General features: G+C 64.8%; 14 protein-coding genes. 9 read left to right on the top strand and 5 right to left on the bottom strand.

The window, feature by feature from the left end; genetic code table 11:
- Window positions 1-14 precede the first annotated feature (14 nt).
- Complete coding sequence (amaB, locus tag OIN59_RS06660; protein WP_274108372.1) at window positions 15-1,550, bottom strand: L-piperidine-6-carboxylate dehydrogenase; 1,536 nt, start codon at window positions 1,548-1,550, stop codon at window positions 15-17.
- 255 nt (window positions 1,551-1,805) lie between these two features.
- Between amaB and OIN59_RS06655 the strand changes: the two genes are divergently transcribed.
- Both OIN59_RS06655 and OIN59_RS06650 read left to right on the top strand, forming a co-directional pair.
- Complete coding sequence (locus tag OIN59_RS06655; protein ID WP_274108371.1) at window positions 1,806-2,717, top strand: LysR family transcriptional regulator; 912 nt, start codon at window positions 1,806-1,808, stop codon at window positions 2,715-2,717.
- 203 nt (window positions 2,718-2,920) lie between these two features.
- On the top strand, window positions 2,921-3,304 hold the full coding sequence (locus tag OIN59_RS06650; RefSeq protein WP_274108369.1) for a hypothetical protein: 384 nt from the start codon (window positions 2,921-2,923) through the stop codon (window positions 3,302-3,304).
- Window positions 3,305-3,450: 146 nt separating this feature from the next.
- Here OIN59_RS06650 and OIN59_RS06645 read toward each other — a convergent pair whose 3' ends face one another.
- Entirely contained in the window at window positions 3,451-3,936 is a 486-nt protein-coding gene (locus OIN59_RS06645; protein WP_274108367.1) for a hypothetical protein, read from the bottom strand.
- Window positions 3,937-4,196: 260 nt separating this feature from the next.
- Between OIN59_RS06645 and OIN59_RS06640 the strand changes: the two genes are divergently transcribed.
- Window positions 4,197-4,883, top strand: coding sequence for a DUF4336 domain-containing protein (locus OIN59_RS06640; RefSeq protein ID WP_274108365.1), 687 nt, complete (start codon window positions 4,197-4,199; stop codon window positions 4,881-4,883).
- Window positions 4,884-4,899: 16 nt separating this feature from the next.
- Here OIN59_RS06640 and OIN59_RS06635 read toward each other — a convergent pair whose 3' ends face one another.
- From OIN59_RS06635 to OIN59_RS06625, 3 genes are all read right to left on the bottom strand, one after another.
- On the bottom strand, window positions 4,900-5,541 hold the full coding sequence (locus tag OIN59_RS06635; protein ID WP_274108363.1) for a GNAT family N-acetyltransferase: 642 nt from the start codon (window positions 5,539-5,541) through the stop codon (window positions 4,900-4,902).
- Window positions 5,542-5,557: 16 nt separating this feature from the next.
- The gene (locus OIN59_RS06630) at window positions 5,558-5,944 is read right to left on the bottom strand and encodes a TipAS antibiotic-recognition domain-containing protein (protein WP_274108361.1); all 387 of its coding nucleotides are present in this window, start codon (window positions 5,942-5,944) and stop codon (window positions 5,558-5,560) included.
- Between the two features lie 234 nt (window positions 5,945-6,178).
- On the bottom strand, window positions 6,179-7,060 hold the full coding sequence (locus tag OIN59_RS06625; protein ID WP_274108359.1) for an IclR family transcriptional regulator: 882 nt from the start codon (window positions 7,058-7,060) through the stop codon (window positions 6,179-6,181).
- A gap of 285 nt (window positions 7,061-7,345) precedes the next feature.
- Between OIN59_RS06625 and OIN59_RS06620 the strand changes: the two genes are divergently transcribed.
- Genes OIN59_RS06620 through OIN59_RS06595 form a run of 6 tightly spaced genes read left to right on the top strand, consistent with a single transcriptional unit; the run spans window position 7,346 to window position 12,986 of the window.
- Window positions 7,346-8,455: an ABC transporter ATP-binding protein gene (locus tag OIN59_RS06620; RefSeq protein ID WP_274108357.1), complete on the top strand. Its 1,110-nt coding sequence runs from the start codon at window positions 7,346-7,348 to the stop codon at window positions 8,453-8,455.
- A complete protein-coding gene (locus OIN59_RS06615) occupies window positions 8,452-9,324 on the top strand; it encodes an ABC transporter permease (protein ID WP_274108355.1) in 873 nt (290 codons plus the stop codon). Before OIN59_RS06620 ends, OIN59_RS06615 begins: the two co-directional genes overlap by 4 nt.
- 4 nt (window positions 9,325-9,328) lie before the next feature.
- On the top strand, window positions 9,329-10,123 hold the full coding sequence (locus OIN59_RS06610; protein ID WP_274108353.1) for an ABC transporter permease: 795 nt from the start codon (window positions 9,329-9,331) through the stop codon (window positions 10,121-10,123).
- A gap of 15 nt (window positions 10,124-10,138) precedes the next feature.
- A complete protein-coding gene (locus OIN59_RS06605) occupies window positions 10,139-10,435 on the top strand; it encodes a (2Fe-2S)-binding protein (RefSeq protein WP_228896682.1) in 297 nt (98 codons plus the stop codon).
- Window positions 10,432-11,832, top strand: coding sequence for an FAD/NAD(P)-dependent oxidoreductase (locus OIN59_RS06600; RefSeq protein WP_274108350.1), 1,401 nt, complete (start codon window positions 10,432-10,434; stop codon window positions 11,830-11,832). Before OIN59_RS06605 ends, OIN59_RS06600 begins: the two co-directional genes overlap by 4 nt.
- The gene (locus tag OIN59_RS06595; RefSeq protein ID WP_274108348.1) at window positions 11,829-12,986 is read left to right on the top strand and encodes an NAD(P)/FAD-dependent oxidoreductase; all 1,158 of its coding nucleotides are present in this window, start codon (window positions 11,829-11,831) and stop codon (window positions 12,984-12,986) included. The genes OIN59_RS06600 and OIN59_RS06595 overlap by 4 nt, the downstream gene beginning before the upstream one ends.
- Window positions 12,987-13,010: the final 24 nt, after the last annotated feature.

Here is a 13,010-nt window from a genome sequence, read left to right as displayed (position 1 = left end):
AACCAGCGCGTGGGTTACACGTCAAACGTCACGCCCTGCGCCAGCGGCAGTGCGGTGGAGTAGTTGATGGTGTTGGTCGCCCGGCGCATGTAGGCCTTCCAACTGTCCGAGCCCGCTTCGCGGCCACCGCCCGTTTCCTTCTCGCCGCCAAATGCGCCGCCAATCTCGGCGCCGCTGGGGCCAATGTTCACGTTGGCAATGCCGCAGTCCGAGCCTGCTGCCGACATGAACTGTTCAGCCTCGCGCACATTGAGCGTGAAGATGGACGACGACAGGCCCGCGCCCACGGCGTTGTTCATGGCGATGGCTTCATCCAGCGTGCTGTAGCGCACCACATACAGGATGGGCGCAAAGGTTTCGTGCAGCGCGGGGCCTTCGTGTTTTTGCAGTTCCACCAGCGCGGGGCGCACGTAGTACGCATCGGCACCGCCCACGCCCTCCACACGGCCGCCGCCGTGCACCGTGGCACCCAGCGCGCGGCTTTGCTCCAGCGCCTTTTGCATGCCGTCAAAGGCCATACGGTCGATCAGCGGACCCACCAGCGTGCCGGGCGTGCGCGGGTCGCCCACCTGCACGTTGGCGTACACCTTGGCGAGCTGGGGCACCAGTTGGTCGTAAATGCTTTCGTGCACAAACAGACGGCGCAGCGTGGTGCAGCGCTGGCCCGCCGTGCCCATAGCGGCAAACGCAATGCCGCGCAGGGCCAGATTCAGGTCGGCCGTGGGTGCCACGATGGCCGCGTTGTTGCCGCCCAGCTCCAGGATGCCGCGCGCAAACCGCGCTGCCAGGCGCGGGCCCACGGCGCGGCCCATGGCGGTGGAGCCGGTGGCCGAGAGCACGGGCACGCGGGCGTCATCCACCAGCACCTCGCCAATGTCGCGCTGGCCCACGATCAGCTCCAGCAGGCCTTCGGGTGCGTCGCTGCCAAAGCGTGCGATGGCGCGCTGCGCAATCGCATGCGTGGCCAGGGCGGTGAGCGGGGTCTTTTCCGAAGGCTTCCACACCACCGAATCACCGCACACCAGCGCCAGCGCGGCGTTCCACGACCACACGGCCACGGGGAAGTTGAAGGCCGAGATCACGCCACACACGCCCAGCGGGTGCCAGGTTTCCATCATGCGGTGGCCGGGGCGCTCGGTGGCAATCGTCAGGCCGTACAGCTGGCGCGACAGGCCCACGGCAAAGTCGCAGATGTCGATCATCTCCTGCACCTCGCCCAGACCTTCGGACGGGATCTTGCCCGCCTCGATGGTCACCAGCAAGCCCAGGTCGGCCTTGGCGGCGCGCAGCTCTTCGCCCAACAGGCGCACCAGCTCGCCCCGGCGCGGTGCGGGCACATTGCGCCACGCCAAAAAGGCCGCATGCGCACGGCCAATGGCAGCGGTGGCGTCGGCCGCGCTTTGCTGTGGCACCTGGGCCAGCACCTCGCCCGTGATGGGCGAGCGCGCAGCCAGTGTGCCGCCCGTGTAGGCCGCGCGGGGCACGCCCAGGCGTTGCAGCAGTTGATCGACTTCGGGCACGAGGGGAGTGGCAGCAGGGGTGACAGACATGGCGGCTCGCAAAGGTAAGGGAGGTGCAGAAAACAGATCGGCGCAAGAGAACCTACGCAACTCATGCGCCAATATCCGCCAATCTCAGGGTGCTGGATAGCAAAAAAATGGAACTACTTGATCACAAATCAGCATGAAGTGCTTGAAAATTGCAGAGCTGCTAGCGCTTACCCCATAAGCGCTACAACCCAAAACAGTGCACAGGCCGCACACGCCGCTCATTCCCCCTGCGCATGATCCTCGCCATCACTCCACATGACCCTGCTGCGCCGCACCTTCCTGCCCTCCACTGCCGACCTGCTGGCGTTTGAGGCCGCCGCCCGTCACCAGAGCGTGTCGCGCGCGGCCGAAGAGCTGCACCTCACCCAAAGTGCGGTGTCGCGCCAGATCCGCCAGTTGGAAGAGCAAATCGGCACCGCCCTCTTCCACCGCGTGCGCCAGCGCGTGGTGCTGACCGACGCGGGCCGGGTCTACGCGGCCGACGTGCAAAACGTGCTGCAGCAGCTGTCAGCCAGCACGCAAAAAGCCATGGCGTTCTCCAGCACCGACGGCCTGCTCAACCTGGCCGTGCTGCCCACGCTGGGCACCCGCTGGCTCATCCCGCGCCTGGGCGGCTTCATGGCGCTGCACCCCGAGGCCATGGTCAACTTCTCGGCCCGCACCGAGCCGTTTGACTTTGCGGGCACACCGTTTGACGCCGCCATCCACTTCGGCACGCCGCACTGGGCAGGCGCCGTGTGCGAATACCTGATGCACGAAGAAACCGTGCCCGTGTGCAGCCCCGCTTACCGCGACCGCAACAACATCCACACGCCGCAAGACCTCACGCGCGTGGTGCTGCTGCAGCAAAGCACCCGCCCCACCCAATGGGCCGAATGGTTTGAGCTGGTGGGCGCGCCCACGGCCCTGGCCCTGCGCGGCCCGCAGTCAGAACACTTCGCCATGATTGCGCAGGCGGCCGTGTCGCACCTGGGGGCGGCGCTACTGCCGCGCTTTTTGATTGAGCAGGAGCTGGCGGCAGGGAGCCTGGTGGAGCTGTCAGACCAGGTGCTGACCAGCACCGATGCGTATTACCTCGTGTACCCGGAGGCGCGGGCGCAGACGCCGTTGGTGAAAGCGTTCAGGGATTGGGTCGTGGGGGAGTGTGCGGGGCAGCGGCAAGGGTGAGGACTGAGTGCGCGTAATGGGTGGCCGCCGCACATCGCAAGCGGATGAGGCAGCGATCAAAATGACCTGCAACCCCATATTGCAAAGTGACGATAGCTATCAAAATTGGCGCAAAACACCTGATATTTCATGCCCGTATCGGGAGCTTGCGCGGCAGCTATCGGCCAAGAGCTATCGTTCAACCATCCTCTTAGAAGCATCACATGAATCAGCGCGGTACAGGCCTGCCTATCTCACGAGATGATCAAGTCGAATGGTTCCATCAACTTGCAGCGTTTTCGGAGGGCGAGTTGCTCGCCTGGGCTGGCACGGATTACGTGAGCGACTTGGCGGAGTTTGTTCGCAATCACGTTGCAGATTGCTCAATTCCAGAGCGCGCTACGCCGCGAGAGATAGTCGCTCTCGTGGTTGGCCTTAGAGGCAACGAGAGGGAGTGGAATCACGCGCTGCAAGCGGCATTGATTCGGGCCGATGACGTGAAGGACACATCTCGCAGCGAAGCGAAACAAATGCTGAGGGCCTTTGCGGTCAATTGTCCTTGGGTGCTATTCAAAGAAGTGGCAGTTAACCAAGCAAGCTGGTACTGATCACTATCGACTGACGTCCGGAATGGGCCCGCTAGCGTCCCTCGCCATGGGGCAGAATTCGGCCAGGAGCAGCCCACGACAGCCAAGTGAAACAGACGCTCAACTTCGAAGGCAAACAGCTTGCAACAAGCTGAGCCACTGGCGTTCTACGTATGGAGGTTCATGAAGAAATTAGGCACCAGCCCACGCCGAATCTTCTTCTCCCAAACTTCGACCCACGGGCTGCCTATCTTCCAGAAAGCTAGGCATTGATGGAGGAATGCAATTACTTCCTCTGTTTTTCCTAGCTCTACCAATTCTTTGGCTAGGCGCATCGTTGGGCCAAATGATCCTAGTTGCGGCGAGCCCCGGTTCTTCGCAGAAGTGTCGAGTTCTTGGATCGCTAGCTCAACATCGCCTCGACGCAATGCAAGGAGACCAAGAACCGTGTGGCCCGCAAACAGTGCATTTCCGACGTTCCAGTTCTCTTCAAACAATGAAGCAAGCTGAATAGCCCTATGCGCGATAGCCTCTGCTTCAGAAAAATTTTCCAGGTCGTAGGCACCAAAAGCAGCAGCAGCGACCGCATAGAAGGCTTCTTGTTGAGTAGTTGCCTTTTCCCACTTGGAGAACGAATCGGTAGCCTTCGCCAAACGCGCCTTCCTCATACGCCGCTGCATAGACGGTGTTATCAAAAGACGCTCGCTCTCGACCTCCCAGCTGACTCTTTTGACGCGGCGTTTTGGCATTGAAATCTATGATGATTTTGTTCTAGCAACCCGCAGGATAAACCGGTCGTTCTGACCGCTTTGCGAAGCAAAGCTCACCGTCGCCTTCGGGCCCAAATCAGAACCCCGCCCCATGTCGACTTCGTTCAAGACCCCGCCCTCAGGCCCGTGCACCATCCCGCGCCATGCAACTTGAATCCATCGATACCCACCTCTGGCACGCCACCCACGCCTTCAAGGCCAACGGTCTTCCCATCACCACCCGCATGACGGTGGTGCGCCTGCCAGGGCGCAAGCTCCTCGTCCACTCGCCCGTTCCCATGCCGCCAGACAGCGAACTATGGAGACAAATGCAAGGCCTCGGCACAGTAGCCTTCGTCGTGGCACCGAACAAGATGCACCATTTGTTTCTGGCACCTTGTGCAGCCGCCTTCCCGGATGCTGTGGTGTATGGTCCCCAAGGGCTGGCACACAAGCGGCCGGACCTTGCCGCCAGGCTGCGCGAATTGCCTGCGGGGGATGTGACTGAATGGCTGCCGGACCTGGAGCACCTCGCGTTTGAAGGGATTCCGGCGGGCAATGAGTCGGTGTGGTTTCACCGGCCGTCGGCCACGCTCATCGTGACGGACCTGCTGCAGTGGATGGCGGGCGATCTGCCCTGGCCCACGCGGGCCTACGCCACGCTGACGGGGGTACGGCGCAAGCTAGCGGTGCCGCTTACAGTGCGCGCTCTGGTGCGCGACCGCGCAGCGGCAGCCCGCAGTGCAGAGCGCGTGTTGCGCTGGCCGTTCACACGGGTGGTGATGGCCCACAACCAAGTGATTGACAGCGATGCGCACGCGCAGGTGGCTCGGGCGCTGGCAGTGTTCTGACCCCGGTAGGCAAGCGTCAGGGCGGTAGATACGCGGCCTCGCGCGCCATCAGCCAGTATGGGCGGCCAGAGACGGTCTCCACACATTCGACTGCGAGCACAAAACCCAGGCGCCGGTAGAACGACAGGCTGAGGGGGTTGAAGGTTTCCAGGTAGCAGGTGGCGCACGCCTGGTCTGCGCGGGCCAGCGTTGGCTGCAGCAGCCGCTGCGCCAGTCCCTGGCCCTGCGCTGCGGGGCGCACGCCCAGGATGGAGAGGTACCAGGCGCCGTGCAGGTCGGCGGGCACCTGTGCCTCCATGGCGGCGCCGATGTGCTGGTAGTTGCCGAACCCGAGGGGGCCGAGCAGGCACGACAGCGCCTGGGTGCGGCGCTCGCCGTGCAGGGCGCGGTCGCTTGCCGGGGCCTCGGGGGTGAGCCACAGGGCCGCGCCGTCATCACCGGCCAGATGCACCTCACCCACCGCACGGGCTTCGTCTAGCGCCAGCTCAAAGTAGTGGGCCAGCACGCGGTGGCGCAGGGCGGGGTCGGCGGCGTGGTCGATGGTGACTGCTTGGTAGAACGCGTCGTCCTTCAGCGCTTCGGCCAGCGCGCCACACACAGACAGAAAAGGTTCAAGGGCACTGGTGAGGGGCCGCGAGGAATTGGTGTGTGGTTGCATGGGCAGCCAAAGAGCGCTATTGCAGGTTCTGCAGCGCGTAGGTGTACGCGGCGTCGCCCAGAAACTCCACCATGCGTGGGTGGTAGGCATTGTGAAACGCCTTCATGTCGGCGTTGTCGGCATAGAACAGCACAGTGCCCACATAAGCATCGCGCGATGGCACGTAGAAACGCGCAACGATGGCAAAGTGTTTTTCCATCAGGGCCTGGATCGCCTCGGACTCCGGGACATTGGCATCGATCAGCGGCGCCAGCTCTTGGTAGACGGCATCAAAGTCGGCATGCACCTGGAGTTTGTCCACATGGGCCCAGTTGTCTGTGCTGGCCAGAGATTGCTCTTGCTCGGCACGCTGTGCGGAGCGGCATTGATCAAGGTAGTCGGGGGTGGTTTGTTGGAGGCCCATGGTGTTCGTTCTTTTTCTCGAAGAAGTGGCGAGTCGATGATCTCCGCGCACATCGTCGGCACGCAACCCGCCAGGGGGAACGCGGACTATAGCGGTGCGGCCCACCATTGCGCTGGAAAACTACTTTGTGGGCCATACGGGTGCTACACGGGCCTGCGATCAGGACTTGCTGGTGGTGCGGACGGTGCGGATGGTCTGAGCCGCGCGTGAATCTCACTTCGCCACGCCAGCCCCTCAACCCAGGGGATCTACAACACTCCCTCGGTCTACACCAGGCACTACCCGCTGCTCCGGGGTCGAGCCCCCCAGGCTTTGCGCCGGCCTTCTCAACGTCACATCAAACGGATTGATCTTCGGCCCAATCGCCGCAGCCTCGCGCTTGAGCAGCTCCACCACCGTCGGCAGGCGGTCGTCGTTGAGACGGGCCGAGATCGTGCCCACACTCAGCGCAGCCACAGCACGGCCTTCGCGGTCCAGGATGGGCACGGCCACGCCAGCCATGCCTTCCAGCAACCCAGTATTGCGCCCCGCATAACCCAGTTGGCGCACTCGCTCGATTTCGGTGCGCAGGTACACCTCGTCAAACACGCCGTACTCCCGCACGCGCGACAGGTTGAAGCGGATGACCTCTTCTCGCTCGGCTTCGGGCAAAAACGCCAGGATGGCCAACGCGCCCTGCCCCACGCCCAGGGCCACGCGGCCGCCGATGTCGCCGGTGAACGAGCGGATGGGGAACGGGCCCTCGCTGCGGTCCAGGCACACGGCATCGAACCCGCTGCGCACCAAGAGAAAGATGCTGTCGCCCAGGCTGGCGCACAGGCGCAGTAATGCGGGGCGGCACAGGCTGCGCAGGTCGCCGGGGTTGCCAGCTTTCGCAGCCAATGCGAAGAAGTCCATGCTCAGGCGGTAGAGCTTGCTGCGCTCGTCCTGCTCGACCATGCCCTCTGCCACCAGCGATTGCAGCAAACGGTGCGTGGTGCCCTGCGTCAGGCCCACGGCACGCGCCAATTGGGTGACTCGCCCGCCCTCGACCTGTACGGCCGACAGGGCCCGGATGACGGCAAACACCCGGGGTACGCCGCCTGAAGCGATGGGTGCGGTTGATGCTGCTTCCATACCTCGCTCCTGTGGAATTGCTTGTTCAAACTGAAGGCATCATATTTCATTGAACGGAATAAATTCAATAAAACTTCCGTTTAGTGGAATACCCGAAGCGTTCTGGTTTGTTTATTGCAATAGATTCAATTGAAACAAGCGGCTGCTTCAATCTTTGTGCAGTGCCTGCACCACCCCGGTGCAAACACCCCAAAGGCCCGCAGCCCCTCCATGCAACTCCACAGCAGGTGGCACGCACCGCCCCCAGGCAACCCGTGCGATGCCACCACCGGAAAGGCTTTCGCCATGTCGTTTCTCAAGCTCACGGATGTGACCAAGTTCTACGGCAGCACCTGCGCGGTGCAGGCCATGAACCTCACGGTGCAAAAGGGTGAATTTGTGTCGCTGCTGGGCCCCTCGGGCTGCGGCAAGACGACCACGCTGCAGATGGTGGCGGGGTTTGAGGCGGTGACCAGCGGGCGCATTGAGCTCGATGGCAAGGACATCACGCACGCCAAGGCCAACACGCGCGGGCTGGGCATCGTGTTCCAGAGCTATGCCCTCTTCCCGCACATGACGGTGGCGGCCAATGTGAGCTTTGGGCTGGAGATGCGCAAGGTGCCCAAGGCTGAGCGCGCCGAGCGCGTGGCCCAGGCGCTGGCACTGGTGCACCTGGAGGCGCACGCCACGCGCTACCCGCGTGAGTTGTCGGGCGGACAGCGCCAGCGGGTGGCACTGGCGCGCGCGCTGGTGATCGAGCCGCCGGTGCTGTTGCTGGACGAGCCCCTGTCCAACCTGGACGCCAAGCTGCGCGAAGAGATGCAGTTTGAGCTGCGGCAGATTCAGCGCAAGGTGGGCACCACCACCATCATGGTCACGCACGACCAGAGCGAGGCCATGTCCATCAGCGACCGCGTGGTGGTGATGGAGGCGGGCCGCGCCACGCAAATCGACCACCCGCATCGCGTATACGAGCACCCGCGCACCCGCTTCATCTCCACCTTTGTGGGCAAGGCCAACCTGCTGCCCGGTCAGGTAACGCATGCAAGTGGCATGCACACGCAGGTGAAGGTGGGCGCCCTCACGATGGAGGTGGATGGTGCCCGCTACCGCCCCGGCGCCGCCGTGCTGCTGAGCGTGCGGCCTGAAAAAGTGCAACTGGTGCCTGCCGTGCAAGGCCGGATGGATGGCCAGGTGTGCGAGCGTTTCTTTCTGGGTAGCCAGTGGCTGTATCGCATCGGCACGCCCGTGGGCGACCTGATGGTGCTGGCGCCCAACGACGGCCGCCCCGCGCTGGCCGAGGGCGAGCGCATGGGCGTGGACTGGCCTGACCACTGCATGCGCCTGCTGCCCGCCGATGAGACCGCCCTGGCCGAGCTGGAGGCCGAAAACACCGCCGCCGAGGTGGCGCCATGAGCCTGGCCACCACCTTGCTGCACAAAAAGGCCGCGCCCTGGTGGCTGTCCGGCCCGGCGCTGCTGCTGTTCACGGTGCTGCTGCTGGTGCCGCTGGCACTCACGGCCGTGCTGTCGTTCAACGCGTTCGACCCGGCCACGGGAGTGAAGGCGGGCGAGTTCACGCTGGAGCACTACGCCCATGTGTTCACCGATTCGTACTACCACACGATCTTCTGGCGCACGTTCTGGATCGCGGGGCTGGTCACGCTGATCTGCGTGCTGATTGGCGCACCCGAGGCCTACATCCTGAGCCGCATGGGCAACCCTTGGCGTTCCATCCTGCTGCTGGTGGTGCTGGCACCGCTGCTGGTGTCGGTGGTGGTGCGCGCCTTTGGCTGGAGCATGTTGCTGGGCCCCGAGGGGCTGGTGAATGGCGCGCTGCAACTCGTTGGCATCGGCCCGGTGAAGATGCTCTACACCGAGATCGCGGTGGTCATCGCCCTGGTGCATGTGATGCTGCCCTTCATGGTGATCCCCGTGTGGACTTCGCTGCAGAAGCTAGACCCCGGTGTGGAAAACGCCGCCCTTTCACTGCAGGCCACGCCCTTCACCACGCTGCGGCGCATTGTGTTGCCGCAGGTGCTGCCCGGCATCCTGTCCGGCAGCCTCATCGTGTTTGGCCTTGCGGCCAGCTCGTTTGCCATCCCCGGCCTGCTGGGGGGGCGGCGCCTGAAGATGGTGGCCACGGTGGTGTACGACGAATACCTGCACGAGCTGAACTGGCCCCTGGGCGCAGCGATTGCGCTGACGCTGCTGGTGGCCAACCTGGTGGTGATGCTGAGCTACAACCGGCTGGTTGAGGGCCGGTACAAGAAAGCGTTGGGCTGAAGTTATGCAGAAGAACGGACCTTTGGCCCTCGCGTTCAACGCGCTGGTCATTACCTTCATGCTCGCGCCGCTGCTGGTGGTGTGCATCGTGGCGTTCACGCCGCACAACACGCTGACGCTGCCCACCACCGAGTTCTCGCTGCGCTGGTTCAAGGCGGTGTTCGAGCATTCGGACTTTGTGCAGTCGTTCTGGAACAGCCTGTGGCTGGCGCTGGCCTCGGCCACGCTGGCCACGGTGCTGGCCGTGCCTGCGGGCATTGCCATCACGCGCTACGAGTTTGCGGGGCGCGGCTTTCTCAACGGCCTGTTTCTGTCGCCGCTCATCATTCCGCATCTGGTGCTGGGCGTGGCCCTGCTGCGGCTGTTTGCGCTGCTGGGCGGCACCGGCAGCTTTGGCTGGCTGGTGTTTGCGCATGCGCTCATCGTCACGCCCTACACGCTGCGGCTGGTGGTGGCGGCGCTGGTGGGCTTTGACCGCAGCGCCGAGTACGCCGCCCTGTCGCTGGGCGCCAGCCAGGCCACGGTGTTCACGCGCATCACGCTGCCGATGATCCTGCCCGGCGTGACGGGCGGCTGGTTGCTGGCCTTCATCAACAGCTTTGACGAAGTGACGATGTCGATCTTTGTCACCTCGCCCAGCACGGTGACGCTGCCGGTGCGCATGTACATGTACGCCACCGAGTCGATTGACCCGCTGATGGCTGCGGTGTCGGCACTGATGGTGGCCCTGACGGCCTGCGCGATGGTGATTCTCGACCGGGTGTATGGACTCGATCGCGTTCTGGTCGGCCGGAAATAAATGAGCACCGCAACCATGAGTTCCAGCCAACCTCTGCTCCACCGCGTGGCCGAAAAAGACCGCACACCCGTGCCCTTCGTGCTCGATGGCGAACCCGCCGCTGCGCTCGAAGGCGACACGGTGCTGACCGCCATCCTCACCCACCGCGCCCAGTTGCGCCGCAACGAGTTCAGCCACGAGCCGCGTGCAGGCTTTTGCCTGATGGGCGCGTGCCAGGACTGCTGGGTGATGACGGCTACCGGCGAACGCCTACGGTCTTGCGCCACCTTCATCCAGGCGGGCATGCAGCTGACTACCGGAGGGGCCGCATGACCGCCCCCACCTTGCAACCCGTGATCGTGGGCGCAGGCCCTGCGGGCATCCGTGCGGCGCAAACCCTGGTGGCGCATGGCGTGCGGCCCATGGTGATAGACGAGGCCGCGCGCGGCGGCGGGCAGATCTACCGCCGCCCGCCCGCCCACTTTGCCCGCAGCCCGCAAACGCTGTACGGCACCGAAGCATCACGCGCCACGGCATTGCACAGCACGCTGGATGGCTTGGCCGCCCACATCGACTATCAACCCGACAGCCTGGTGTGGAACGCCCAGGGTGGCCAGCTCGATGTGCTGCACGGCCCCACGCAGACCACGCGCACGGTGCCCTACGGCCAGCTTATCGTGGCCAGTGGTGCGACTGACCGCGTGCTGCCCGTGCCGGGCTGGACACTTCCAGGGGTGTACACGCTGGGTGGAGCACAAGTGGCGCTGAAGTTTCAGGGCTGCACCATCGGCCGCAACGTGGTGCTGATGGGCACCGGGCCGCTGCTGTACCTGGTGGCGTACCAATATGCCAAGGCGGGTGCCAAGGCGGGCGTGAAGGTGGCTGCAGTGCTAGACACCGCCCGCTTTGCCGACCAACTGGCCGCGCTGCCCGGCATGCTCACCCAGCCTGCCGTGCTGGCCAAAGGGATGTACTACGTGGGCTGGCTGCGCGCGCATGGCGTAGCGGTGCACACCGGCGTGCGGCCTTTGCGCGTGGAGGGCGAAACGCGGGTGAATGCCGTGGTGTGGAGTGACGGCCAGGCCGAGCACACCGTGCCCTGCGATGCCGTTGGCTTTGGCTACGCACTGCGGTCCGAAACCCAACTGGCAGACCTGCTGAGCTGCCGCTTTGCCTGGGCGCCCATGCACCGCGCCCACCTGCCCGAGCGCGACAGCGCAGGGCGCACCAGCGTGGCAGGCGTGTACCTGGCGGGGGATGGCGCGGGCATCATGGGCGCCGATGCGGCCGAATGGGCGGGTGAGCGCGCTGCGCTGGCGCTGCTGGCAGACCATGGCGTGAAGGTGGATACCGCACGCGCTGCAGAGCTGGAACGCAAGCTCGCGGACTTGATGCCCTTCCGCCAAGGGCTGGAGCGCGCCTTCCCCTTCCCTTCAGACTGGGCAACGCACGCCCCCGACGCGCTGGTGGTGTGCCGCTGCGAGAACATCACGGCCGGCGAGCTGCGCGCCTGTGCCCGCGATGCGGGCGCAGACGAGATGAACCGTCTTAAAGCCCTGACCCGCGTGGGCATGGGCCGCTGCCAAGGCCGCATGTGCGGTGTGGCCGCTGCAGAAATTCTGGCCCACGCCACAGGCAAGCCGATTGACACGGTAGGACGGCTGCGCGGACAGGCGCCGATCAAGCCGATTCCCATCCACCTGCAACGCCAGGCGGAGGCCCGCGCATGACCGCCACCCCAACGATTGACACCGACGTCGCCATTGTGGGCGGCGGCATCATGGGCGCATCGGCCGCGCTGGCACTGCGCCGCAAAGGCGTGGCCGTGGTGCTGCTGGAACGTGACCTGTGCGGCTCGCGCTCCAGCGGCGTGAACTATGGCGGCGTGCGCCGCCAGGGCCGCCCGGTGAGCCAGCTGCCGCTGGCGCAGCGCGCCCACCAGGTGTGGGCCGACCTGCCCGCGCTGATTGGCACCGATGGGGAATACCAGCGCAGCGGGCACTTCAAGATTGGCCGCAGCGAGGCGGACATGGCCGCGCTGGAAGGCTACGCCAACCTGAGCAGAGACTTCGACCTGGGCATTCAACTCATCTCGGGCACCACGCTGCGCGAGCGCTGCCCATGGCTGGGCGGGCACGCCGTGGGTGGGTCGCTGTGCCCCGACGACGGCCAGGCCAACCCGCGCCTAGTGTCGCCCGCATTCGCACTGGCAGCACGACGCGCGGGCGCGCAGATTCTGGAGCGCACACCGATGACCTCGGTGGAGCACGACGGCCAGCGGTTCACCGTGCGCTCGGGCACCACCGTGGCGGTGCGTGCACCCGTGCTCATCAACTGCGCTGGTGCCTGGGCCGGTGCGCTGGCCGCGCAGTTTGGCGAGGCTGTGCCTATCCATTCCGGCCATCCGGCCATGGCCGTGACAGAGCCCCTGCCCTTTTTCATGCACTGGAGCCTGGGTGTGGAAGGCGGCGGCATCTACTGCCGACAGGTAGCGCGTGGCAATCTGGTTCTGGGTGGTGGCGCAGGTGTGGCGCTGGATGCCGACCGCGCCCGCTCCGAGCGCAGCGCCATCGCTACCTTGGCAGTGCAGGCCGTAGAGCTGTTGCCCGCCCTCAAGAATGCGCATTTCATTCGCACCTGGAGCGGCACCGAAGGCTATCTGCCTGACCGCCAGCCGGTGCTGGGCAAGAGCCACACCACGCCCGGCCTGATCCATGGCTTTGGTTTTGCCGGTGCGGGCTTTCAGATCGGCCCCGGTGTGGGCGAGGTGCTGGCAGAACTGGTACGCGATGGCCGCAGCACCACGCCGATTGATGCCTTTGCGATTGAGCGATTTCTCCCAACGACGGTGGCTGACGTGGCCAGCACTGCCGCTGCCCACTGACTCCGTTTGCCACCGAAAAAACTC

This window comes from Acidovorax benzenivorans (genome assembly GCF_028680575.1).
Taxonomy (GTDB): domain Bacteria; phylum Pseudomonadota; class Gammaproteobacteria; order Burkholderiales; family Burkholderiaceae_C; genus Acidovorax; species Acidovorax benzenivorans.
This window is presented reverse-complemented; position numbering and strand designations above follow the sequence as displayed.